We start from the raw sequence: 23,819 nt of genomic DNA, 5'->3' as shown, positions 1-23,819 counted from the left end.
GAGCCGCGACCACGTCCCTGCACGCCGCCGAGCACGAGGCTGCTCCCGGCCAGAGGACGGGAAGAACGGCAACCTCGTGCTCGGCGATCGGACGGTCAGGACGCGTCAGGGGGTCGTGGCCCCCAGCGAGTAGGCACCGGAGCCCGCGTACGCGTGCACGACGAACCGGTAGTAGCCCGCCGCGCCGCTGTAGGTCAACGACTCGTTCGCCCCCGGCGACGTGGACTGCGCGACCGAGACCCACGACGACCCGTTCCACTTCTGGAGGTACAGGTCGTAGTCGGTGCCGGCCGGGCCGGTCACGCAGCCGCGGTGGGAGCCCGCGGTCGCGGCCGTGTAGTAGGACCCGTTCGGCTGGACGGCCGTCGCCCCGGCCGAGAGCGTCCCGGAGTACGTCCGGGCATAGCCGGTGCAGCCCGTCGGCGGCTCGGGGTTGCCGCCCCCGCCGTCGCTCGTGACGAGCGTGAGCCCGTACGCGGACAGGATCTCGCCGACGGGCTGGAAGTAGGTCGTACCGCCGGAGGAGCAGTTGCCCGACCCGCCCGACGTCACGCCCTGCGCCTGGTTGCCCGCGACGAGCGAGCCGCCGGAGTCGCCCGGCTCGGCGCACACGTTCGTGCGGATGAGCCCGCTCACGGTGCCCTGTGGGTAGGTGACCGAGGCGTTGTACGCCTGCACCGTCCCGCAGTGCCAGCCCGTCGTGGAGCCCGACCGGCACACCGACGCGCCGACCGGCGCCTGCGTCGCCCCGGCCACGGCCACGCGGCCGCCCGCGTAGTTGTTCACCGCGCCCACCGGCGTGTTGCCCGCGTCGACCTGGACCCAGGCGTAGTCGTTGCCGGGGAAGCTCGACCCCCGGAACGTGCCGGCCGGTCCCGACGTGCGCGCGCCGGTCGAGCCGCAGTGCCCGGCCGTGACGAACCCGCCCTGGACCGCGAACCCGACGGAGCAGCGGCTGCCGCTGCCGATCGTGTAGGCGTTGCCGCCCACGACGTCGATCAGCGGGCGCGGTGTCTCCGCCGTCTCCTCGTACGCCACCGCGTCCGCGGGCACGCCCGCCGCGGCGACCTGCGCGGCGACGTCGGCCTCGCCGCCGTCGCGCACGGAGACGACGACGCGGTTGCGCGTCACGTCGACGTACCAGCCCGGCAGCGCCGCCGGGTCGTCGGCGAGCGCGCCGTCGAGGGCCGCCCGCCAGGTCTCGAGGTCGGCGAGCGTGTGGTCCACGGTCACCGCGGTGGCGCCCTCGGCCCGCACCGCGCGGGCGTCGGCGGCGTCGGTGACGCCGACGTAGAGGACGTTCGCGGCGTCGTCGACCCAGGCGCCGGCGTAGTCGGCGCCCAGACGACGCTCGAGCGCCGCCTCGGTGCCCGCGGCGTCGGACTGGAAGGCGAGCCGCGTCCGTGCGTCCCGCGCGCTGAGGCCCAGGTCGCGCTGGAGCGCGCGCTCCAGGCCGGGGGTCGTCTTGGGGACCGCGCGCACCGTCGCGCGCTGGTCCTCGGGGGCGGGCGTGCCCGCGACGGCGTGCGTCGCGGCCGCGCCCGTCAGGAGCGTCGCGGCGGCGGTGACCGCGGCGATCCTCCTGCGGAGTGGTCGTGTCATGTCGTCCATTCCCTTCGCCGGGCCCGGGTGGCCCGGTCGAGGGCCACGCTAGGAAGACGCCCAGGGCGCGCCCAGATCACGATCAGGTCATACGCGGGCGCTATGTGCGGGAGCGCCCCTACGCGATCTCCACCGGGTGCTCGGCGCGCCAGCGCCGGTAGCGCGGCGAGCGCTGCACCGCGTCGCGGTGGGCCCCCGCGGCGGCGCGCTCGATGACGTCCAGCGGCAGGCGCTCCGCCGCGTCGCGGCGCCATCCCACGTGGTGCGTCCAGCGCAGCGGGGCCCCGTCGAGGGCGACCGTCCGCACGCCCGGCGCATCGAGCAGGACGGGCTGGACGAGCGCGACCGCGTGGCCCCCGCGCACCTGGTCGATGCACGACGTCCGGTCCGACTCCCCCATCGCCCGCGGCGTGAACCCCGCCCGGACGCACGCGCTCACGAAGCACCGCTCGAAGCACCCGCTGCCCGGGGCCGTGAGCCACAGCGCGTCGGCGAGCTCGCCGAGCCCGACGGCGTCCCGCGCCGCGACGGGGTGGTACTCGTCGACGAGGACGAACACGGGGTCCGTCGACACCGCCCTCCACACGAGCCCTCCGTCGGTCGGCGGCGACGCGTCGTCGCACATGCCGACCAGCGCGACGTCGAGGGTCCCGCTCGCCAGCCGCTCCGCCGTCTCCTCGACCGCCCACGACGTCGCCGTGGTGACGAGGAGGTCGTCGACCCCGAGGGCCGCGGGCAGCGCCGCGTGCAGGCGGCTCGCGAACAGCCCGCCGATCGCGGAGCTCACCGTCCCCACGCGGACGGAGCCCGCCGTCGCCCGGTCGCTCACGTGCCGCCGCGCGTCGTCGACGAGCGCCGCCATCGCGGGCAGCACGACGCGCGCGTGGCGCAGCACCAGCTCGCCGAGCTCGGTCGGGCGCGCCCCCTGGCGGTCGCGCGTGAACACGCACCCTCCCAGCGCGCGGTCGATCCGGTTGAGCTGGGCGGTGAGGGCAGGCTGCGCGAGACCGAGCGACGCCGCCGCCTTGGTCACGCTGCCCGACTCGGCCACCACCACGATCATGCGCAGGTGACGCACCTCGAGGTCCATGCGACCTGAACGTATCGGTGCGGCCCAGCCCTGTCTCGCCGCGGTCCCGCCGGTCTCCGGGACCACGCGAGCGCATAGGCTGCCCCCGTGAGCGCCGACGACGACGCAGGCGTCCCCCCGACCCCGGGCTCCCGCGGTCGTGGCGGCCGTCGCCGCCAGGAGATCCTCGACGTGGCCGCGGCGGCGTTCGCGACGCGCGGCTACCACGGGGCCTCGCTCGCCGAGATCGCCGACGAGGTCGGGATCTCCGCGCCCGCGATCCTCCACCACTTCCGGACCAAGGAGGGGCTGCTCACCGCGCTCCTCCACGCGCGCGACGCCGAGGACGCGGACGGCGACGACGGTCCCGCCCGCGCGTCGTCCCGTCCGCACGGGCTCGCCTACCTCGACCACCTCGTCGCCACGGTCGCGCGCAACGTCGCGCGGCCGGGCATCACCCAGCTCTACGCGGTCCTGTCCGCCGAGTCCGTCACCGACGGCCACCCCGCCCAGCAGTGGTTCCGCGACCGCTACGTGGGCCTGCGCGCCCTGGTCGAGCGCGCACTGGAGGAGGCCCTGGAGCGCGGCGAGGTGCCCGTGGGCACCGACGTCGAGCAGACCGCGGCCGCGATCGTCGCCGTCATGGACGGGCTCCAGGTCCAGTGGCTCCTGGACCCCGACCGCGTCGACATGGTCGCCGTGACGCGGCGCACGATCGACGCGCTGGTCGCCGCGCTCGGGGCGGCCCCCGCCGGACGCCCCTGACCGCGGGGCGCCGACGGCGCCGCGGCCACGGCTCTCAGCCGACCGGGGTCAGGAAGCCGTCGCGCACGAGGCCCCGCACGGTCGGCAGCAGCTCGCCCGCGAGGTCGTCCGCCGGCACCTCGAAGAGCGCGGCGATCGCCCCGACGAGCTGCCCGACCGTGAGCTCGCCGTCGCTCGCCCCGACGAGCGCGGCGAGCCCCGTCGACGCCTGGACGGCCCGCCCGAACCCGTCGCCCTGACGCAGCAGGACGACCGTGGGGTCGGGAGCGCCCGGCGTGTGGAACCGCTCCTCGGTCACGTCGGGCGCGACGGCGAGGCGCGTGCCCGCGAGCGCGGCGTCGTCGCGGGCCGTGAGCCAGTCGTGCGCGGCGAGCGCCGCCGCGAGGTGCCCCCCGAGGGGCTGGCGGACCGGCCCGGTGCGCTCCTCGAGCCGACGCAGGCCGGGACGCGCACCGTCGAGCGGGCGTCGCAGCGTCACGATCCCGAACCCGACGGCCTCCACGTCGCGGGCCTCGAAGTCGTCGAGCCACGCGGCGTAGGCGGCCGCCCACGCCGCGGGCTCCCGCTCCGGGGTCGTGCCGCCGTCACGGATCCACGTCTCGGCGTACTCGGCCGGGTCCTGCACCTCGCGCTGGACCACCCAGCCGTCCAGCCCCGCCTCGTCGAGCCAGGCGCCGACGCGCTCGTCCCACGGGACGCCGCGGCGGTGCTCCCAGTTGCCGAGGAGCTGCGCCACGCCACCGGGCGCGAGCACCGCACCGACGCCCGTCACGAGGTCGCGCACGACGTCGTCGCCCGCCCGCCCACCGTCGCGGTACTCGTAGTCGGGCAGGGCGTCCGCACCGTCGCGCCCGCCACGCGGGGTGATGACGAACGGCGGGTTCGACACGACCAGGTCGAACCGCTCGCCCGCCACGGGCTCGAGCATCGACCCTGCGCGGAGCTCGATCGGCGTGCCGGGCCTCGCCACCCCGGCGTCGGGCACCGTGCTGGTCGCCACGTTGAACGCCGTGTTGAACGCTGTGAAGCCCAGGGCGCGGCGCGAGATGTCGGTGCCGACGACCGACCGCGCGTGCCGCGCGGCGTGCAGGGCCTGGATCCCGCAGCCCGTCCCGAGGTCGAGCACCCTCCCGACCGGGGTCCGGACCGTCACCTGCGCGAGCGTCAGGGACGCCCCGCCCGCGCCCAGCACGTGGTCCGGGGCGAGCCGGCGGCCCGTCGCGAGCTCGCCCAGGTCCGACGACAGCCACCACGTCACCGGACCCGCCGCGTCCGACGCCGCGTAGGGCCGCAGGTCCACGACGGCGCGCACGGCGTCGTCGTCGGCCGCGCCCGCGGCCTCGACCAGCCCGAGCCGCCGCGCGCCGTCGACCCCCGTGCGCCCGAGGGCCGCGTCGAGCGCGGCGCGCGGGACGTCGTCGCCCAGGAGGAACAGCGCGGCCAGGGCGGCCGCGGGGTCGGACTCACGGCCCCGCAGCGCGCGCCGCGCCGGCACGGCCTGCTCGCGGTGCAGCGCGGCCGAGGCCACCGGGCCGAGCACCCGCTCGACGCCGTCGACCGTGAATCCCGCCGCCGCGAGGTCCTCGCGCAGCGTCGCCGCGGCGACCGCGAGCTCCGCCGGCGCCAGGCCCGCACCGGGCGGGGCCGGGCTCACGACGACGTCCGGCGGGGCGGGCATGGAGGAGGCAGGGGCGGCGTCGGCGGGAGGCATGGGTCCATCCTGGCGGATCAGCACGGCGACGGCCGGTCCGGCCCCGGACGCACCGGACCCCGGCGCGCCGAGGCGGGCCGGGGTCCGGTGGGAGCAGGGGACGTCAGCAGTTCTGCGTGCCGTACACCGCGACGTTCTGCGCGGAGGTCTGGAACGTCTCGTCGGTCATGGCCGACGTGATGGCGGACATGTCGGCGCTGGCCGGGTCGTCGACCGCGGTCTTGAGCGTGTCGGTGAGCTGGCGGAAGACGCCGGTCACGTTGTCCCAGTCGGCGCTGATCTCGGCGGGAGCCTCGGCAGCCTCGAGCGACGCGGTGAACGTCTCGAACTCGGTCACGGCGCCGGCAGGGTCGCTGGTGTCGATCGAGCCGAGCGAGCTCTGGGCGTCGATGAGGGTCTCGTAGGCCGTGCAGAAATCGCCCGACGCCTCGGCGTCGCCGGACTCCTCCTCCGTGGGCTCCTCCGACTCGGTGGTGTCGCTGGCCTCGTCCTCGGCCGGGGTCGTCTCCTCCGACGCGGTGGTCTCGGAGTCGGTGCTCGCGTCGTCGCCCGAGCCGCTGCAGGCGGCCAGGCCGAGCACCAGCAGGGCGCTCGTCGCGAGGGCGGTCGTGGTCTTCGTGATCGTCAGTCGGTTGCGCATGGGACCCATGGTTTCCCATGTCGGTGCCTCGCGCGCCCCCAAACCGCCGAGGTGGGGAGCCCTCCCCATGTGTCGAGCGCCACCGGGTGAAAAGACCGCCGTGCCCCGGTCAGCGCGCGCAGCCCGCCCGGAAGTAGTCCGTGACGGCCTGCGACGACGTCGTGAGCGCGGCCGTGTCGATGCGTCGCCCGACGCGGTCGATCGCCCGGGACAGCTCGCCCGTGTCGCGCGCGCCGGTCGCCTCGACCTCGTCGGCGATCATCGTGAGATAGGTCGTCACGACGGCCCAGTCGCGGGCGATCTCGCCCGGTGGCGTGGCCCCGGTGAGCGCGTCCCGCGCCGTCGTGAAGCCCTCGACGAGCGCCTCGGGGTGCTCGACGGTGAGGTTGACCTGCGCCTTGGCCGCGGCCCCCCACGCGACCTCCGCGTCCCGGCAGACCGGGTCGACGACGGTCGGGGCGGCGGGATCCGCCGTCGCGCCCTCGTCCCCGTCCCCCGGCTCGGCCGCCCCGTCGTCGGGCACGGCCCCCGGGGTGCCGGCACCGCCGCCGTCCACCGGGGCGGCGTCGTCGCCCTCCGCCGCGGCGGGCGGGGACGGTGCGGCGGCGGGTGCCGCGTCGGGCAGCGACACGACGTCGAACGCGCCGCTCGCGACGACGGCGAGGCAGAGCCCGGCGACGACGGCGAGGACCGCGGCGTGTGCCACGACGCGCACCGGTGATTGCATGGCCCTATGATGACGCCTCGCGCGCGCGAGGCGAACCCCGCGAGCCGTCCCGGCCCACGGGGTCCTGTCCCGCCGCTCGGCGTCGGCCCGTCGTCAGCCCATCGTGTTGACGATGAGCCCGATGTGGGTGAAGAAGTTCATCGCGCCGAACAGCAGGAACGCCACCCCGGACAGGCCCCAGGCCCACCCGATGACGGTTCGGACGGCGCGGCGACCGGAGCGCACCGCGAACGGGAAGAGGATCGCCCCGACGCCGACGAGCGCGATCAGCCCGGACATGAAGATCGCCTCGACGAGCGGGTAGGCGGCGAACGCGCCCGAGATGGGCTCCTCCGGCGGCGCGGCGAAGAGCTGGTACGTCACGCCCGCGATCGCGATGGCGACGAGCCCGAGGCCCATGCCGAGCACGAACACCGAGACGGGGCGGGCCACGGCCTGGAGGTGCTCGGTCGCGTCCGCGCGCTCGAGCGCCGCGCGACCGCGCGTCCACAGGTAGAACGCCGCCGCGAGCAGCAGCACGCCGAACGCGAGGCTCGTCTCACCGAAGATGATGTTGTCGAACGGGAAGCCCCCCGCGGCGAGCGGCCACGTGAGCGTCATGTGCAGCCCCGTCGCCGTGAGGATCGAGCCGAGCACGCCGAACGCGAGCGACCACCCCTCGACGACGACCTTCCCCGGCGACCGCAGCAGCTCACGGCCGAGCATGACCAGCAGGATCAGCCCGGCGCCGACGGCGACGGACATCACGGTGTTGTAGGTGGGCATCTGCGCCCAGTCGATGACGAGCCCCTCGGCGGCGACCATCTCTGTCCACTCCTCGTTCGTTCCCACGAGCCGCACTCACGACTCGTGGGCAAGAACCATACGCACGTATAGGTTATTCCCCGGGGTGGCCGCACGTCCCCCGGCAGGAGCGACCGCCTCACTACGATGGCCCCGTGGACGACGGAGCGGGCACCATCGACCGGGCAGAGCGGCGCGACGGGGAGAACGCCGGAGCCGGGGCGACGCGCGAGACGCTCCACGACCCGGCGCACGGCGCGCGAGCCACGGTGCAGGGACGCAGCGCGCAGCGGCAGCGCGCGATGGTCGAGGCGGCGGCGCACCTGCTCATCGAACAAGGATTCGGGGCCGTGACCCACCGCCAGGTGGCGCGCGCTGCGGGCGTGCCGCAGGGCTCGGCGTCGTACTACTTCCCGACGAGCGCGTCGCTGGTCTCGACGGCGGTCGAGGCCGCGGAGGACGTGCGCGCGACGGCGGCGCAGGAGCGGGCGGACGCGCTGACGCGGGAGCCTCGCTCGAGCGCGGCGACGGCGCGCGAGCTGATCGAGACGCTGTACGCGCCGCACGTGGACGACACGGTGGTCGACGTGCGGCTGGACCCGATGCTCACGGCGATGCGCGACCCTGCGCTGCGGCCGATCATGCGCGCGTCGCGGCCGCGTCTGCTCGCGGCGGCACGGAGCGTGCTGGACGCGTCGGGGCACGCGCACGTGACGGACGTCGACCTGGTGGCGCACGTGGTCGACGCGGCGCTGCTCTCCGCCGCGGCGGCGGAGGACGGGCGCGTGCTGGACCATGCGACGGAGACGGTCGCGCGCTTCCTGGACCACTGGCACTGATCGCTCAAACTTACTTACCGGTTATTCAGTTTTACCGGTAGAGTGGCCGCGCCCGGGCTCCCGAGCGCGTCGGTGGCGACCCGCCCGACGCGCACCGCCCCGGGGAACCGTCGCCGTCGCCGTGGAAGGACCGTCCGTGAGTACCCTCCCCTACCTCGACCCCGCTCTGCCCGTGGCCGACCGCGTCGAGGACCTCCTCGCGCGGATGACGCTCCCCGAGAAGGTCGGGCAGATGCTCCAGCTCGACGCGCGCGACGGCGTCGGGCCGGCGGTCCTGGACAAGCACGCCGGGTCGCTGCTGCACACGTCCCCGCAGAACGTGGTCGAGGCTCACGCGCTCACGGGTCAGACCCGGCTCGGCATCCCCCTGCTCGTCGCCGAGGACTGCATCCACGGCCACTCCTTCTGGGTCGGCGCGACGATCTTCCCCACGCAGCTCGGCATGGCCGCCACGTGGGACCCCGAGCTCGTCGAGCAGGTCGCGCGCGCCACGGCGGTCGAGGTCGCCGCGACCGGCGTCCACTGGACGTTCTCCCCCGTGCTGTGCATCGCGCGCGACCTGCGCTGGGGGCGCGTCGACGAGACGTTCGGCGAGGACCCGTACCTCATCGGCGAGCTCGCGTCGGCGATGGTGCGCGGGTACCAGGGCGACGGCCTCGCGGACCCGACCGGGATCCTCGCGACCGCCAAGCACTTCGCCGGCTACTCCGAGACCCAGGGCGGCCGCGACGCGAGCGAGGCCGACATCTCGCCGCGCAAGCTCCGGTCCTGGTTCCTGCCCCCGTTCGAGCGCGTCGCGCGCGAGGGCTGCGCGACGTTCATGCTTGGCTACCAGTCCATGGACGGCGTGCCCGTCACCGTCAACGGCTGGCTGCTCGACGACGTCCTGCGGGGCGAGTGGGGCTACACGGGCACGCTCGTCACCGACTGGGACAACGTCGGCCGCATGGTCTGGGAGCAGCACATCCAGCCCGACTACGTGCACGCCTCCGCCGCCGCCGTGCGCGCGGGCAACGACATGATCATGACCACGCCCAAGTTCTTCGAGGGCGCGCTCGAGGCGGTCGCGCGCGGCCTCGTGGAGGAGGCCGCGATCGACGCGGCCGTGCGTCGCATCCTCACGCTCAAGTTCCGGCTCGGGCTGTTCGAGGACCCGCGGCGCCCCGACGTCGCGCGCCAGGAGGCCGTCATCGCGTCGGCGGAGCACACCGCCGTCAACCTCGAGGTCGCGCGGCGCTCGCTCGTCCTGCTCACGAACGACGGCACGCTCCCCTTCACGGGCGGGCGGACGGTCGCCGTCGTCGGGCCCAACGCGGACGACGACCACACGCAGCTCGGCGACTGGGCCGGCGCGTCGGGCCAGGCCGACTGGCTGCCCGACGGCCACCCGCGCGAGATGACCACGACCGTGCTCGACGGCTTCCGCGCCCTCGTCCCCGAGGACTGGACGGTCACGCACGCGCGCGGCGCCGACATCCTCACGCTCGAGCCGGACCCCGAGGGCGAGCTGTTCCCCGACGGCCAGCCGCGGCCGCAGGTCGTCGTGCCCGCCGAGCCCGACGACGCGCGGATCGCCGAGGCCGTGGCCGCGGCGCGCGAGGCGGACCTCGTCGTCGCCGTCGTCGGCGACCGGATCGAGCTCGTCGGCGAGGGCAAGTCGACGGCGACGCTCGAGCTCGTCGGCGGCCAGGTCGCCCTGCTCGACGCGCTCGTCGCGACCGGCACCCCCGTCGTGGTCGTCGTCGTCGCGTCCAAGCCGCTCGTGCTCCCGCCGTCCGCCCACGCGGCGGCCGCGATCGTCTGGGCGGCGAACCCGGGCATGCGCGGCGGCCAGGCCGTCGCGGAGCTCGTGCTCGGGCAGATCGAGCCGGAGGGCCGGCTCCCGATCTCGTTCGCCCGCCACGCCGGCCAGCAGCCCACGTACTACAACGTGGTCCGCGGGCAGCACGGCGACCGGTACGCCGACCTCACCCAGAGCCCCGCGTTCGCCTTCGGCGAGGGCCTGAGCTACACGACGGTCGACTACGCGGACCTGCGCGTCCTCGGCTCGGTGCACGGCCCCGACGACGTCGTGCGCGCCCAGGTCACGCTCACCAACACCGGCACGCGGCCCGTCCGCGAGACCGTGCAGGTCTACGTGAGCGACACGGTCACGTCCGTGACGTGGGCCGAGAAGGAGCTCAAGGCGTACCGCAAGGTCGCGCTCGCACCGGGAGAGCGGGTGACGGTCGACCTCGAGGTGCCCGTCGCGGACTGCACGCTCGTCGACGCCCAGGGCCGCCGGGTCGTCGAGCCCGGCGAGTTCGAGCTCCGCGTCGGCCCGTCGTCCCGCGAGGACGCGCTCCTGCGCGCGCCGTTCACCGTCAAGGGCTGAGAGCACGCCCGTCCGCTGGACCAGGACGAGGACGCCCGGGCCGCGCACGGCCCGGGCGTCCTCGTCCGTGCTGGTCCGCGACGGTCAGGCGCCGGTCGCGATGCGCTCCGGCTCCACCGTGGACTGCTCGCGGTCGACGCGCGCCGCGCGGAGCCGCGACATGATCACCGCGCCGAACGCGATCGCCGCCGCGACGACCGCGATACCGATGCGCAGCGCGTGGTTCGCGTCGTCCGGCACGCTCATGAGCACCACCGCGGGGGCGATGAGCACGGACACGAGGTTCATGACCTTGATGAGCGGGTTGATCGCCGGACCGGCCGTGTCCTTGAACGGGTCGCCGACCGTGTCGCCGATGACGGTCGCCGCGTGCGCCTCGGAGCCCTTGCCCCCGTACGCGCCGTCCTCGACGATCTTCTTCGCGTTGTCCCACGCGCCGCCGGAGTTGGCGAGGAACACCGCCATGAGCACCCCCGCACCGATCGCCCCGGCGAGGAAGCCGGCGAGCGGCCCGACGCCCAGGCCGAACCCGACCGCGATGGGCGCGAACGCGGCGAGCAGACCCGGCGTCGCGAGCTCGCGCAGCGAGTCGCGTGTGCAGATGTCCACGACCTTGCCGTACTCGGGGCGCTCCTTGAACGTCATGATCCCGGGGTGCTCGCGGAACTGACGTCGCACCTCGAAGACGATCGCCCCGGCGGCCCGTGTCACGGCGTCGATCGCGAGGCCGGAGAACAGGAAGACCGTCGCGGCACCGAGGATCAGGCCCACGAGCGTGATGGGCGAGATGATCTGGTAGTCGAGCATGGCGGTGACGAGGCCGCTGCCGACCGCCTCGACGTCTGCGAGCGCGTGGCTCACGGCGTCGGCGTACGACCCGAAGAGGGCCGTCGCCGCGAGGACGGCCGTCGTGATCGCGATGCCCTTGGTGATGGCCTTCGTCGTGTTGCCCACCGCGTCGAGGTCCGTGAGGATCTGCGCCGCCTCCGCGTCGCCGTCGCCGGACTCGCCGACCGACATCTCGTAGATGCCCTGGGCGTTGTCCGAGACCGGGCCGAACGTGTCCATCGCGACGATGACGCCGACCGTGGTGAGCAGCCCGCACCCGGCGAGCGCGACGAGGAACAGCGCGAGCCACACCGAGCCGCCCGCGAGGAGGAACAGGCCGCAGATCGCGGCGGCGATCACGCCCGCCGTGTACACCGCGGACTCGAACCCGACGCCGATGCCCGACAGGACGACGGTCGCCGCGCCCGTGCGCGAGGTGGCCGCCACGTGCAGCGTCGGCTTCGACGTCGTGCCGGTGAAGTAGCCCGTGATCCACAGGATGATGCCCGCGAGGACGATGCCGATGACGACCGCGAGGCTCGCGACGACGCGCGGGTCGGCCGCGAGGCCCGACAGGTCGCCGAGGTCCGCGGTGCCGTCGAGCGCCGAGAACGACGACGGCAGGTAGACGAACGCCGCGACGGCGGCGAGCACCGCGCCGATGAGCGCGGAGAGGTAGAAGCCGCGGTAGATGGCCTTGAGCCCGTTCTCCTGGCCGCGCACGCGCGTGATGAAGACCCCGAGCACGGCGACGAGCGCGCCGATCGCGGTGACCACGAGCGGGAAGACGAGGCCCTCCTCGCCCATGGCCGCCTTGCCGAGGATGAGCGCCGCGACGAGCGTCACGGCGTACGACTCGAAGAGGTCGGCGGCCATACCGGCGCAGTCGCCCACGTTGTCGCCCACGTTGTCCGCGATCGTCGCGGCGTTGCGCGGGTCGTCCTCGGGGATGCCCTGCTCGACCTTGCCGACCAGGTCCGCGCCGACGTCGGCCGCCTTGGTGAAGATGCCGCCGCCGACGCGCATGAACATGGCGAGCAGCGCGGCACCGAAGCCGAAGCCCTCGAGCACGGCCGGGGCGTCGCCCTTGTAGATCAGCACGACCCCCGCGGCGCCGAGCAGACCGAGGCCGACGACCGACATGCCGACGACGCCGCCCGTCCGGAACGCGATGCGCGCGCCCTCGGTGCGTCCGCCGGGCCGGGTCGCGGCCGACGCGACGCGCACGTTGGCCCGCACCGCGAGCCACATGCCGAGGTAGCCGATCGCCGCCGAGAACCCCGCGCCGACGAGGAACGCCACCGAGCGCCCGACGCGGATGCCGCCGTCACCGGGCAGCAGGAACAGCAGGCCGAACACGATCACCGCGAACAGGGCGAGCGTGCGGAACTGGCGGCTCAGGTAGGCCCCGGCGCCCTCCTGCACGGCCTGGGCGATGTCCTGCATCTTCGCCGTGCCGTCGTCGGCGGCGAGGACCTGTCTGCGCAGGACGAACGCGAAGACCAGCGCGACGAGCGCGATCACCGCGATGACGGTGACGATGGTGAGACTTTCCGAACCGAGCGTGAGCATCCGTCCTCCTTGACGAACCGCGCGACCGTCGCGCCGGTCCCCTGCCGGAGCGATGGGGGTGAGTCTACGCACGTGTGGCGTGCGTCACGACCACTCGTGCACGGCCTCACAAGCGAGCCCCTGCTCGTGCTGCGCCACGTCGTGAGGGAATGTGCGCGCGACCCCCAACCGAATGCTCGACACGGTCGTTGAGAAGGGCGACGGTGTTCACGACAAGCAGGAGGCATGCGCGATGGCGCGTTGGGAAACGGTGCTGGACGAGATCGTCCGCACGCGGCGACGGGCGCTCGTGGGGTACGCCTACCTCCTCACGGGGGACGCCGCCGAGGCGGAGGACCTCGTCCAGGAAGCCCTCTTCCGGACGTTTCGCCGCGGCCGCGCCGCGACGGACTTCCAGCTCGCCGAGAGCTACGTGCGCCGTTCGATCCTCACGGCCTTCGTGGACGGCACACGCCGCCGCAAGCGATGGGACGGGGTGCTGCACCTGCTCGGTCCTCGACCCGAGACGCACACGACGCACCTCCCCGAGGTACGCCTCGACATCGTGGAGGCGCTCGGCGCGCTCTCGCCCCGAGAGCGCGCCTGCGTGGTCCTCCGGTACTTCAGCGACCTACCCGTCCGGAGCGTCGCCACGCAGCTCGGGATCAGCGAAGGGACGGCCAAGAGGTATCTCAGCGACGCGAACGCCAAGCTCGCCGCCCGCCTGGGCCCGGTCCGAGCGACCGACGACGACCTGACCGTGCAGAACCAGCGAGGTGCGCGATGAACCGGCCCATCCCCGACGAGCCCTTCGACCTCGAGGGAGCTCTGCACTCCGCCGCCGACGCGGTACACCCGACGACCGCCGACGCGATCGCCCGCGAGCGCCTGCACGGGGCCGTGCGGCGCGCCCGTCGTCGCCGCGCGGCGCTGGTCGGTACCGCCGCCGCTCTCGCGCTCGTCCTCGGTGGCGTGGGCGTCACGGCAGCCTGGGACCGCAGTCCCGAGCCCCTCATGCCGGCGCCCGCACCGAGCCCCGACCCCACGCCGACGGACCCTGGCCCCACGCACCCGGCCGACTTCCCCGCGCCAGTGACCGAGGACGACCTCCGCTGCGGCAGCCCGGCCCCGGCCGCCACCGGCGCCGACCTGCTCGCGACCGCGACCGTCGAGACCTCCGCCCTGTCGGTGCCCTCGCCCGGGCTCGCCGACGTCGTCGCGCAGCTCCGGGTCGAGGACGGCGCCGACGTGGTCGCGCTCGACCCCACGGTGCGCGCCGGCTACGTGCTGGTCCAGGACGGCACGATCGTCTCGACCACCGCCAGGTGGCCCGACCCGGCGCACGACGAGGCACCGACCGAGCTCGCCGCCGGGTCCGTCGTCCCCCTCGCTCTCTCCGTCGACTCGTTCGCCGTCTGCGACCTCTACGGCGCGGGCGAGTCGCCCTCGCTGGAGCCGGGCGAGTACGAGCTCGCCGTCATCGTGCCGTGGACCGTCCTGCCCCACGCGGCGGAGACCCACGACGACGGGGAGTCACCGTCGGGCGCGGGCCGCGCGACACCGCTCTTCGACGGCTGGCTGGTCTCCACCACCGTGCCGGTCGTCGTCGACCCGCCGGACCCGCCCGGGCAGGCGGAGGGGGCCGAGGCGCCGGACCCCCTCCTGCACGCAGCCACGGGCCCGTCCACGACGTTCCCGTCCGGGCCCACGTCCGCAGACCTCGAGTGCGGCATGCCCGCGCCCACGCCGTCGACGTCGGTCCTCGCGTACCTGGCTCGACCGGGGGCGATCCAGGTGGGGTCGGGCACGACCACGACGCGTGCCTCGATGCTCTACGGCGACTCGCTCGCCCAGGTCCGGGCCGCCTACCCGACCACGGCGAACGCCTACGTCGTGGTGCGCGACGGCTTGATCGTCAGCTCCACGAGGTCGAGCTCCCGGACGTCGGCGGACCTGCGGACCACGGTGCTCGCCGCCGAGGAGCCGGTGCCGTTCGAGTACTCCGCCGAGATCCGCTGTGACGACGGCGCCGCCACGGGAGAGACCCTGCCTCCCGGTACGTACACCTACTACGGGCTCCTGCCCTGGACGATCACGTCGTACAGCCTGTTGCAGAAGGATGGCTCCTGGGGTGCCACCCAGACCGGCGACGATGCTCCTCTCTTCGAGGGCTGGCTGGTCTCCGAGCCGGCGTCGTTCGTCGTCCGCTGAGCGACCGCGGGCCCGGTCGCCTTCGTCACCGGACCGCGGTGCGCGCATCGTGGAGGCGCTCCCGGCGGACCCGCCATCACGCCACGGCGCTCGCGGTCCCCCCACCGGCTGAGCCCAGCGCGAGGTGCGCGACGACGTCGGGCCGGGTGAGCGGGAAGAGGTGGCCCTCGCCCGCGAGGCCGACGCGCGGGACGGCGAGCCGGTCGGAGAGCTCGCGCTGCTGGCGCAGGAAGCGCGCGCTCGCCCGGAGCCCGGTGACGAGCAGGGGGTCGACGGACGTGGGGAGCGCGCGGCCGCCGTCGAGCAGAGCACGGACGCGCGGTGCCTGCTCCCAGCTCGCGAACCACTGGTGGGCGAGCGTCGTCCACGCGTCGCGCGACCCGTAGCGGGCGCGGGAGACGTGGTGCGGGAGGCGGTCCGGCCGACGCGCGACCACCCGGACGCCCACGCGGCGCAGCTCCGGTCCCGTCACGGCGAGGCCGGCCGCGAGCACGCTCGCCGCCGCGGTGCCCGCCCGGGCCAGGGCCCGCCCCGTGTGCAACGCCGGGAGGTGCGCCTCCCACGGGCTCGTCGGGTCGAGGAGCACGAGACGGCGGACCTCGTCCGGGTGGAGCAGCGCCCACTCGAGCGCGGTGAGCCCGCCGACGGAGTGCCCGACGAGGTCGACGGGCTCCGACCCGTCGACGCCGAGCCCGGCGCGCACCGCGTCGACCGGTCCCGTCACGGGCACGCGCCACGCGTCGAGGACGCGGACGTCGTCGGTGCCGCCCGCGGCGCCGAGGGCGCGCGCGAGAGGGACGAAGTCCTCGGGGGTCAGGGCGAGGCCCGGCAGGACGACCCAGGTCATGTGGACTCCGTTCTTCTCGCGCCACGCTCCGGCACCCGGCCTCGACCACCCTACGGAGCGCTCCTGGGCGTGCGTAGGGTGGAGCCTGTGTCGACGCCCAGCACCCCCGTGACCGACCCCACCCCCCACGAGCGCGCGCACGCGCACGCGCAGGACCTCGCGACGTTCGTCGAGGCGTCCCCGTCGTCCTACCACGCGGCCCACGAGGTCGCGCGCCGCCTGGAGGCTGCGGGCTTCGAGCGGCTCGACGAGACGGCGGCGTGGCCGTCGGCGGGCGGCGGCGGGGGCGACGGGCCCGCGGGCGGGCGGTACGTCGTCGTGCGCGACGGCGCGGTGATCGCCTGGGCGGTCCCGGCCGGCGCGACCGCGACGACGCCGTTCGCGATCCTCGGTGCCCACACCGACTCCCCCGGCTTCAAGCTCAAGCCGCGCCCGAGCGTGGGCCGCGAGGGCTGGTGGCAGGCAGGCGTGGAGGTCTACGGCGGGCCGCTGCTCAACTCGTGGCTCGACCGCGAGCTCGAGCTCGCCGGACGCCTGGTCACGGTCGACGGCGAGGAGCACCTGGTGCGCACCGGGCCGCTCCTGCGCATCCCGCAGCTCGCGATCCACCTCGACCGCGCGGCGAACGACGGGCTCGCGCTCGACAAGCAGCAGCACACGCAGCCCGTGTGGGGGCTCGCGTCGGCGTCGGGGCCGGCCGGGTCCGACGCCGCGGGCGCGCCGCACGGGACGAGCGGCGGGGACGTGCTCGCGGAGCTCGCTCACCACGCGGGCGTGCGTGCGAGCGAGGTCGCCGGGTACGACGTCGTCGTCGCGGACACGCAGTCGCCGCGCGTCTTCGGTGCGCACGGCGCGTTCCTCGCGTCCGGGCGGCTCGACAACCTGCTGTCGGTGCACGCCGGGCTCGTCGCGCTGCTCGAGGTCGCGGGCACGCCCCACCGGCCCGTCGAGGGCGACGCGATCCCCGTGCTCGCCGCGTTCGACCACGAGGAGATCGGGTCGGAGTCGCGCTCCGGGGCGTCGGGCCCGTTCCTCGCCGACGTGCTCGACCGGGTCGCGGCCGGCCTCGGCGCGACCGACGAGGAGCGGCATCGTCAGCTCGCGGCGTCGCTCTGCGTGTCGAGCGACGTCGGGCACTCGGTGCACCCCAACTACCCGGAGCGCCACGACCCCGCGAACCGGCCCCTCGCGGGCGGCGGGCCGATCCTCAAGATCAACGCCAACCAGCGGTACACGACCGACGCGCACGGCGCGGCGGCCTGGGCGCGGGCCTGCGCACGGGCCGGGGTGCCGAGCCAGGAGTTCGTGTCGAAGAACACCGTGCCGTGCGGCTCGACGATCGGCCCGCTCACCGCGACCCGCCTCGGCATCCGCACGGTCGACGTCGGCGTCCCCATCCTCTCGATGCACTCCGCGCGCGAGCTGACCGCCGTCGTCGACCCGTGGTACCTCTCCCGCGCGGTGGTCGAGGTCTTCCGCGGCTGACCCGCCCCGCGGGCCCCGCCGAGCATGCGGTGGGCTCCCGTCGCACGACCCTGACGGGACACCACCGCATGTCAGCGGGGTGCGGCGGCGTGCTCGGCGCGGGTGCGGATGCCGCGCAGCATCTTCTGCGTCATGAGGAAGCTCACGGGCTGCACCGCCTCGACGACGGCCCGGCCCGCGGCGCCCAGTGGCAGGTACCGCTCACGGACCAGCAGACGCGACCGGGGCGTGCCGTCCTCGCCCGGCGGGAGCGGGCGGACGACGAACGCCCAGGAGAACCGGAACGGCATCGTGTCCGGCTGCGCCGAGCCGGGGGCGCCGAGCAGCACGAGGTGCGAGCCCGGCTCCAGGAGCGCGACGCGCAGGACGGCCTCGTCGGCGAGGTGGACGTCGTCGCCCAAGGCCAAGCCCTGCCAGCGCTCCTCGATCGCGTCCGCGCTGCGGATGTCCAGGCCGACCAGGTTCTCCAGCGCGTCGTAGGAGTAGAACCCGCCACGTCCCTGACCGAGCTGCACCAGCCACGGCCAGACCTCCGACGGCGGCGCGTCGACCGTGACCGCGCGCGTCGCGACGACGGCGCGCGCGTCGGGCACGAGGTCGTCGCCCGGGAGCACGCACTCGTGCTCGCCCTCCCACGTGCCCCACGTCTGGGTCATGCGCCGGGTGAGCAGGAGCGCCCCGACGGCGAGCGCCGTCGTCGCCACGAACCGGACCCCACGCACCGCTCCCATGACCCGATCCTCGGCCGCGCGCCGTGCCTGGCGCGAGGGCCGGAGGTCCCGAGCGCGACCGCCGTCGGCCGAAGGGTGGGCCGGAGGTGGGAGACTCGGAGCGTGCCGCACGCCCCCGCCTCCACCTCCCTGCGACCGACGAGCGCGGCCCTGCTCGACGTGCTGCGCGCGGGCGGGCGGCGCGACGAGCGGCTGCTGCACGTGCGCGAGCTGCCCGCGCGAGCGGGCACGCAGGCGGAGTGGCCGGACTGGGCCGACGCGTCGCTCGTCGCGGGGTACCGCGCGCTCGGCGTGGACCGCCCGTGGGAGCACCAGGTCGTCGCGGCCGACGCCGCGTGGTCGGGCCGGCACGTCGCGCTCGCCACCTCGACGGGATCCGGCAAGTCGCTCGCGTTCTGGCTCCCCGCCCTCTCCTCGGTACGGGCCGACGCCGCCGCACGTCTCCTCGACCCCGGCCGCATCGAGTCGGTCGCCCGACGTGGCGCCGTGCTCTACCTGTCGCCCACCAAGGCGCTCGCCGCCGACCAGCTCTCGGGGCTCCAACGGCTGCTCGACGCGGCCGGGACGCGCGACGTGCGGGTCGCGACGTGCGACGGCGACACCGGGCAGGACGAGCGGCGCTGGGTCCGCGAGCACGCCGACGTCGTGCTGACCAACCCGGACTTCCTGCACTTCGCGCTCCTGCCGTACCACCGCGGCTGGTCGCGGCTGCTGCGCGACCTGCGGTACGTCGTCGTCGACGAGGGCCACGCCTACCGCGGGGTGTTCGGTGCGCACGTGTCCCTGGTCCTGAGACGCCTGCGTCGCCTGGCCGCGCACTACGCGCGCGAGGGCGACCGCCCGCCGACGTTCGTCGTCGCGTCGGCCACGACGGCCGACCCCGCGACGAGCGCCGCGCGCCTCGTGGGGGTCGAGCCCGACGACGTCGTGACGGTCGCGCAGGACACCTCGCCCGCGGGGCGCAAGACGTTCGCGCTGTGGGAACCGCCCGTCGTCGTGGGCTTCGACCCGGCCACCGCCGCCGGTCCCGCCGAGGGGCACGACGACGACCCGACCGTCCCGACGACGGTCGACGCCGCGGCCGAGCACCCCCGCCGCAGCGCGACGGCCGAGGCCGCGGACCTGCTCGCGGACCTCGTCATCGCGGGCGCGCGCACGCTCGCGTTCACGCGCTCGCGCCGCGGGGCGGAGTCGGTCGCGGTCCAGACGCAGGACAGCGTGCGCGTCGTCGACCCGCGGCTCGTGCGGCGCGTCGCCGCCTACCGGGGCGGATACCTGCCCGAGGAGCGGCGCGAGCTCGAGGACGCCGTGCGCACCGGCGACGTCCTGGGCCTCGCGACGACCAACGCGCTCGAGCTGGGCGTCGACATCTCGGGTCTTGACGCGGTCCTCATCGCGGGCTGGCCGGGAACGCGCATGTCGGTGTGGCAGCAGGCGGGCCGCGCCGGGCGCGCGGGCGCGGACGGCCTCGTGGCGTTCGTCGCGCGGGAGGACCCGCTCGACACGTTCCTCGTGCACCACCCCGAGGCCGTGTTCGACGCCCCGCTCGAGGCGACCGTGTTCGACCCCGCGAACCCGTACGTGCTCGCGCCCCACCTGTGCGCGGCCGCGGCCGAGAACCCGCTGCGCTCCGACGACCTCGCGGCGTTCGGCGACCCCGACGCCGTGCGCGGTCTGCTCGACGTGCTCGTCGCCCGCGGCGCGCTGCGCCGTCGCGCGTCCGGCTGGTACTGGACGCACGCACAGCCCGCGTCGGGCATGACCGACCTGCGCGGCTCGGGCGGCGCGCCCGTGCGGGTCGCCGAGGCGCGCACCGGCCGGCTGCTCGGCACGGTCGACGCCGCGTCCGCGGACGGGTCCGTCCACGACGGCGCGGTGTACGTCCACCAGGGGCGCACCTACGTCGTCGAGCACCTCGACCTCGCCGACCACGTCGCGCTCGTGCGCCGCCAGGACGTCGACCACGGGACGTGGTCCCGCTCTACGACGTCCATCACGATCGTCGACGACCCCGCCGACGGCGACGTCGCGGCGGGGCGCGAGGTCGTCGAACGGTCCTGGGGACCCGTCGGCTGGGGTTACGGCCCGGTCGACGTGTGCTCGCAGGTCGTGAGCTTCCAGCGTCGCCGCCTCCTCGACATGCAGGTCCTCGGCACGGAGACGCTCGACCTCCCCGAGCGCACGCTCCCCACGATGGCCGTGTGGTGGACCGTCCCGCAGTCGGTGATCGAGGAGGCGGATGTCGACGCCGACGAGCTGCCCGGCGCGCTGCACGCCGCCGAGCACGCGTCGATCGGTCTGCTCCCGCTCCTCGCGACGTGCGACCGCTGGGACCTCGGCGGCGTCTCCACCGCCCTGCACGCCGACACCGGCGAGGCGACCGTGTTCGTGCACGACGCCTACCCCGGCGGTGCCGGCTTCGCCGAGCGCGGGTACGAGCTCGGCGCGACGTGGCTCCGCGCGACGCGCGACGCCATCGCGCGCTGCCCCTGCCACGACGGCTGCCCGGCGTGCGTCCAGTCCCCCAAGTGCGGGTCGTACAACGCCCCGCTCGAGAAGGCCGCCGCCGTCCGCCTGCTCGACGCCGTCCTCGCCCACGCCCCCACGCCGTAGAACCGCGGGCCGCCGAGGGAGAACCGGGTCGTACCTCGCGGTGCGCTGGGTCGTCGGGTGGCTGGTGGTGCCGCGTCTCCCGTCCGCCGCTCGTTCCTCGCGGCCGCCGTGTCCTCGGTCGGGATCTCGTCCAGGCACGACCACGGACGCGGCACCAGCACCACCCCGCCCGGCTCCGTCTCACCGTGGCCCGTGGCCCGTGGCCCGTGGTCACCGTGACCAGGGTGCTCGTTCAGCGCGCGGTCGCCGGGCCGGCGCGGGCGGCGGCGCTCGCCCGGCCCAGCGCGACACCGAGGACGGTGACACCGGTGGTCGAGGTGACGTCCACCCGCACGACCCCGCCGTCCTGCTCGGCGCACGCGGTGACCGAGACCGCGTTGCGCGCCGCGACCTCGCGGGCACGACCGCACGGGTCCCAGCCGTCCCGAGCGGCCGTGGCCGCCGCGAGCGCCGCGAGGTCGGCGCCGGTCTGCGCCGCCCCGCGTGCTGACTGGGCGTGTGCGAGCGCGCCCAGCCCGAGGGCGAGCACGAGCACGGCGGCAACGATGCCGAGCACGAGCACCGTGCCCGCACCTCGCTCCGCGTCGGGCGCCGTGTCGTGCCGCCCGACCCCGGCCTGGGCCGCGCGGCGACCGGTGCGGCGCCCCGCCCGTGCACGCGCGGCCGAGCCTCGCCGGACCACGGCCGGGTACCGCGTCATGGCTCGACCCACGCGACGGCCTCGCCGCGCGCACGCAGTGGCGACCCGGAGAGCCACCCGCCGACGACGGGCGTCGTGACGCGGACCTCGACCCACGGGTCGCCGCGCACGACGCCGACGGTCGCGTCGTCCCCGGCCACCCGGAGCGCCGTCGCGCGGACGGTCGCGTCGTCCTCACCGATCGCGGCGGCACGGGCGGCGGCCCTCGCCGCGTCGGCGGAGCGCATCTGGGCGCCCGCCGCCGCGGCGAGGGTGAGGACGACGACGAGGACGAGGACGACCGCCGGGAGCGCGACGGCGAGCTCGGCCGTGACCGCACCCCGCTCCCGGTCGTCCCGAGACCGGATCCCGCGGGAGCGGACCTCGCGCGGGCGGACCTCCCGCGAGCAGAGCGTCCATGGCCGGGACCCGCGCCACGTACCGGTGCCCGTGCCTGCGTCCCGTCGCACGGCTCAGCCCAGCGACAGCGCGCTGCGCACGATGCCGAGCAGCAGCTCGCGCACCTCGCCGCTCTTGAGCACGACGATGAGCAGCCCGGCGAAGCCCGCCGCCGCGACGGTCGCGATGGCGTACTCCGCGGTCGCGAGACCGGCCTCACCGTCCTGTCCCTGGCTCGTCCCCGTCAGGCGCGCGAGCGCGCGCCGAACCCGTCCTGGCATGTCAGGTCTCCCCTCTCGTGGCCCGCGTCCGCGGGCGGTCCAGGACACCGTGGCGGGTCGACGACCGGGCACGCACCCTGCCCCGCGCCGCCGGTGGACGGGACCCTCGCGCGACTGACCTGTGGACGGCGTCGGTCCCCGCCCCTCGGGGCATCGTCGCGGAAAGGACCGCGCCCGCGTGCACGTGCCGAGGCCCGCGCTCGCCGGTGTTGCCGCTCGAGGCGACCACGACCCTGCCCGCGCGCGGACCGTCAGTCCCAGGTCAGCGGGTCCAGGAGGAGGTGGAACCGGAGCCGGTCCGCGTCGACCGGAGAGCCGTAGAGCCGCTGGAGCTGGTCCTGGAGGTGCTGGGCCTCGTCCGGCCACGTGTCCTGCGCGCTCGCGAGCAGCAGCGACAGGTCGGCGTGCCGGTCGGCCGCGCCGAGGCGACCGAGGTCCACGAACCCGGAGACCTCCAGCGTCTCGGGGTCGAGCAGGATGTTGGGCAGGCAGAGGTCGCCGTGGCAGACCACCTGGTCGGCAGCCTCCTGCTCCTCGCGTACGGGCATCTCGGCGGCGAGCTCGGCGAGCAGGTCGCGACCCGTCCGAGCCTCCTGCTCGGGGCGCAGGAACTCCCGGCGCACGGCGCCACGCGCCACCACGTCCTGCGCCAGCGCGTACATCGTGCGCAGCCCCCGGTCGAACGGGCAGTCGCCGGCGGGGACGTCGTGGAACGCCGCGACCGCCGCGACGATGTTCGTCCACGCCTGCCGGACCTGGTCCGGACGGACCTGGTCGGCCGGCGTCCCGGGCACCGCGCTGGTCGTCAGGACCGCCCCGTCCGGGGTTTTCGCCCATCCCAGCAACCGGGGCCCGGGGATCCCCTGGTCGGCGGCCCACCGCACGCGATCGCGCTCGCCGGCCAGCGCGGCCGTCTGGTCGTCGCTCACGACCTTGGCGTACCGAGCACGGTCCGTGCTCACGAAGACCCGCGCCGACGACTCGCCGCTACCGCCCTCCTCCCAGAGCCCCTGGGCGAGGGCTCGCCGCACGGTCGGGCCGACGGCGGTCGCGTCCATGGACCCACCGTAGCGAGCGGCCCGTCGGTAGGCAGGAACGGCACTCGCGCTCGACCCAGCACGAGCAAGAACCGGGCACGGGCGCGGGGCCCGGTGCCGACAGCCCGACAGCCCGAGAGCTCGGCAGGGTCGACTACCCGCCCAGCAGGCCCGAACCCAGAGAGACGAGGACGGGCACCAGCCCGACGAGCACGAACGCCGGGAGGAAGCACGCGCCGAGCGGGAGGACGAGGTGGACGGCGAGGCGCGCCGCGGCGGCCTTGGCCGCGGCGGTCCGGTCCTGGCGCGACGCCTGCGCCGCGGCGTGCAGCGCGGGCGCGGGGGCCGCACCGTGCAGCCAGGCCGGACGCAGCGCGCGCTGCACGACCGCGAGCCGCGGTGGCGCCGTCGCCCAGGCGGCGTCCCACGACGCGCCGAGGAGGAGCGCGGCACCGGCGGCTCGCAGGCCGGCACCCTCCCGACCGCCGACGCACGACCCGACCACGTCCAGAGCACGCGGGACGGCCGCGCCGGAACGGACCGCCGCCGCGAGAAGCTCGAGGAGCACGCCCGTCTCGAGGGACCCGGTGTCGTCCGGCCGTCCCCGACCCCCGGCTCGTGCCTCCCGCTCCCCCTCGCCCCAGTCC

General features: G+C 75.4%; 21 protein-coding genes. 7 read left to right on the top strand and 14 right to left on the bottom strand.

Annotation, left to right across the window (positions count from 1 at the left end; translation table 11 throughout):
* Nucleotides 1–105: 105 nt before the first annotated feature.
* Nucleotides 106–1,602, bottom strand: a complete 1,497-nt coding sequence (locus A0J59_RS12555; protein WP_064316329.1) for a S1 family peptidase — start codon at nt 1,600–1,602, stop codon at nt 106–108.
* A 118-nt stretch (nt 1,603–1,720) separates the two neighbouring features.
* Nucleotides 1,721–2,692, bottom strand: coding sequence for a LysR family transcriptional regulator (locus A0J59_RS12550; RefSeq protein WP_064316316.1), 972 nt, complete (start codon nt 2,690–2,692; stop codon nt 1,721–1,723).
* Between the two features lie 87 nt (nt 2,693–2,779).
* Here A0J59_RS12550 and A0J59_RS12545 point away from each other — a divergent pair, with 87 nt between their 5' ends.
* On the top strand, nt 2,780–3,436 hold the full coding sequence (locus tag A0J59_RS12545; RefSeq protein WP_064316315.1) for a TetR/AcrR family transcriptional regulator: 657 nt from the start codon (nt 2,780–2,782) through the stop codon (nt 3,434–3,436).
* Between the two features lie 34 nt (nt 3,437–3,470).
* Here the strand turns inward: A0J59_RS12545 and A0J59_RS12540 are convergent, their stop codons facing one another.
* The 4 genes from A0J59_RS12540 to A0J59_RS12525 form a co-directional block, all read right to left on the bottom strand.
* Nucleotides 3,471–5,147 carry a methyltransferase gene (locus A0J59_RS12540; RefSeq protein ID WP_255365182.1) on the bottom strand — a complete coding sequence of 559 codons (1,677 nt, stop codon included), beginning with the start codon at nt 5,145–5,147 and terminating at the stop codon, nt 3,471–3,473.
* Nucleotides 5,148–5,250: 103 nt separating this feature from the next.
* Complete coding sequence (locus tag A0J59_RS12535) at nt 5,251–5,787, bottom strand: hypothetical protein (protein ID WP_064316314.1); 537 nt, start codon at nt 5,785–5,787, stop codon at nt 5,251–5,253.
* Between the two features lie 109 nt (nt 5,788–5,896).
* Nucleotides 5,897–6,514 carry a hypothetical protein gene (locus A0J59_RS12530; protein WP_156532992.1) on the bottom strand — a complete coding sequence of 206 codons (618 nt, stop codon included), beginning with the start codon at nt 6,512–6,514 and terminating at the stop codon, nt 5,897–5,899.
* Nucleotides 6,515–6,607: 93 nt separating this feature from the next.
* Nucleotides 6,608–7,345 (bottom strand): DUF981 domain-containing protein, encoded by a 738-nt coding sequence (locus A0J59_RS12525; protein WP_255365181.1) that lies wholly within the window; start codon nt 7,343–7,345, stop codon nt 6,608–6,610.
* 107 nt (nt 7,346–7,452) lie between these two features.
* Between A0J59_RS12525 and A0J59_RS12520 the strand changes: the two genes are divergently transcribed.
* Both A0J59_RS12520 and A0J59_RS12515 read left to right on the top strand, forming a co-directional pair.
* On the top strand, nt 7,453–8,136 hold the full coding sequence (locus A0J59_RS12520) for a TetR/AcrR family transcriptional regulator (protein WP_064316312.1): 684 nt from the start codon (nt 7,453–7,455) through the stop codon (nt 8,134–8,136).
* 136 nt (nt 8,137–8,272) lie between these two features.
* Complete coding sequence (locus A0J59_RS12515) at nt 8,273–10,510, top strand: glycoside hydrolase family 3 N-terminal domain-containing protein (RefSeq protein ID WP_255365180.1); 2,238 nt, start codon at nt 8,273–8,275, stop codon at nt 10,508–10,510.
* A gap of 84 nt (nt 10,511–10,594) precedes the next feature.
* Here the strand turns inward: A0J59_RS12515 and A0J59_RS12510 are convergent, their stop codons facing one another.
* A complete protein-coding gene (locus A0J59_RS12510) occupies nt 10,595–12,910 on the bottom strand; it encodes a sodium-translocating pyrophosphatase (protein WP_064316310.1) in 2,316 nt (771 codons plus the stop codon).
* A gap of 232 nt (nt 12,911–13,142) precedes the next feature.
* Between A0J59_RS12510 and A0J59_RS12505 the strand changes: the two genes are divergently transcribed.
* Nucleotides 13,143–13,676: a sigma-70 family RNA polymerase sigma factor gene (locus A0J59_RS12505; RefSeq protein ID WP_047231616.1), complete on the top strand. Its 534-nt coding sequence runs from the start codon at nt 13,143–13,145 to the stop codon at nt 13,674–13,676.
* Nucleotides 13,673–15,100: a hypothetical protein gene (locus A0J59_RS12500; protein ID WP_064316309.1), complete on the top strand. Its 1,428-nt coding sequence runs from the start codon at nt 13,673–13,675 to the stop codon at nt 15,098–15,100. Before A0J59_RS12505 ends, A0J59_RS12500 begins: the two co-directional genes overlap by 4 nt.
* A gap of 76 nt (nt 15,101–15,176) precedes the next feature.
* Here A0J59_RS12500 and A0J59_RS12495 read toward each other — a convergent pair whose 3' ends face one another.
* Nucleotides 15,177–15,947 (bottom strand): alpha/beta fold hydrolase, encoded by a 771-nt coding sequence (locus A0J59_RS12495; protein ID WP_064316308.1) that lies wholly within the window; start codon nt 15,945–15,947, stop codon nt 15,177–15,179.
* Between the two features lie 87 nt (nt 15,948–16,034).
* Here A0J59_RS12495 and A0J59_RS12490 point away from each other — a divergent pair, with 87 nt between their 5' ends.
* Nucleotides 16,035–17,432 (top strand): M18 family aminopeptidase, encoded by a 1,398-nt coding sequence (locus tag A0J59_RS12490; RefSeq protein WP_255365179.1) that lies wholly within the window; start codon nt 16,035–16,037, stop codon nt 17,430–17,432.
* A 71-nt stretch (nt 17,433–17,503) separates the two neighbouring features.
* Here A0J59_RS12490 and A0J59_RS12485 read toward each other — a convergent pair whose 3' ends face one another.
* The gene (locus A0J59_RS12485; protein WP_064316306.1) at nt 17,504–18,163 is read right to left on the bottom strand and encodes a hypothetical protein; all 660 of its coding nucleotides are present in this window, start codon (nt 18,161–18,163) and stop codon (nt 17,504–17,506) included.
* 102 nt (nt 18,164–18,265) lie between these two features.
* On the opposite strand from A0J59_RS12485, the gene A0J59_RS12480 reads away from it, so the two are divergent.
* Nucleotides 18,266–20,776, top strand: coding sequence for a DEAD/DEAH box helicase (locus A0J59_RS12480; RefSeq protein ID WP_255365177.1), 2,511 nt, complete (start codon nt 18,266–18,268; stop codon nt 20,774–20,776).
* Between the two features lie 232 nt (nt 20,777–21,008).
* On the opposite strand, the gene A0J59_RS12475 is transcribed toward A0J59_RS12480, so the two are convergent.
* The 5 genes from A0J59_RS12475 to A0J59_RS12455 form a co-directional block, all read right to left on the bottom strand.
* Nucleotides 21,009–21,476, bottom strand: a complete 468-nt coding sequence (locus A0J59_RS12475; RefSeq protein WP_082918994.1) for an Rv3654c family TadE-like protein — start codon at nt 21,474–21,476, stop codon at nt 21,009–21,011.
* On the bottom strand, nt 21,473–21,925 hold the full coding sequence (locus A0J59_RS12470) for a TadE family type IV pilus minor pilin (protein WP_313661723.1): 453 nt from the start codon (nt 21,923–21,925) through the stop codon (nt 21,473–21,475). Before A0J59_RS12470 ends, A0J59_RS12475 begins: the two co-directional genes overlap by 4 nt.
* Before the next feature lie 3 nt (nt 21,926–21,928).
* A complete protein-coding gene (locus A0J59_RS12465) occupies nt 21,929–22,135 on the bottom strand; it encodes a DUF4244 domain-containing protein (RefSeq protein WP_053369445.1) in 207 nt (68 codons plus the stop codon).
* A gap of 251 nt (nt 22,136–22,386) precedes the next feature.
* Complete coding sequence (locus A0J59_RS12460) at nt 22,387–23,193, bottom strand: aminoglycoside 3'-phosphotransferase (protein ID WP_082918993.1); 807 nt, start codon at nt 23,191–23,193, stop codon at nt 22,387–22,389.
* A gap of 133 nt (nt 23,194–23,326) precedes the next feature.
* On the bottom strand, nt 23,327–23,819 hold a 493-nt coding region (locus A0J59_RS12455; protein ID WP_064316305.1), incomplete at its 5' end, for a type II secretion system F family protein.

Source organism: Cellulosimicrobium sp. I38E (assembly GCF_001647255.1).
Taxonomy (GTDB): domain Bacteria; phylum Actinomycetota; class Actinomycetes; order Actinomycetales; family Cellulomonadaceae; genus Cellulosimicrobium; species Cellulosimicrobium cellulans_E.
Note: the sequence above shows the minus strand (reverse complement) of the source record. Positions and strands in the feature narration are given on the sequence as shown.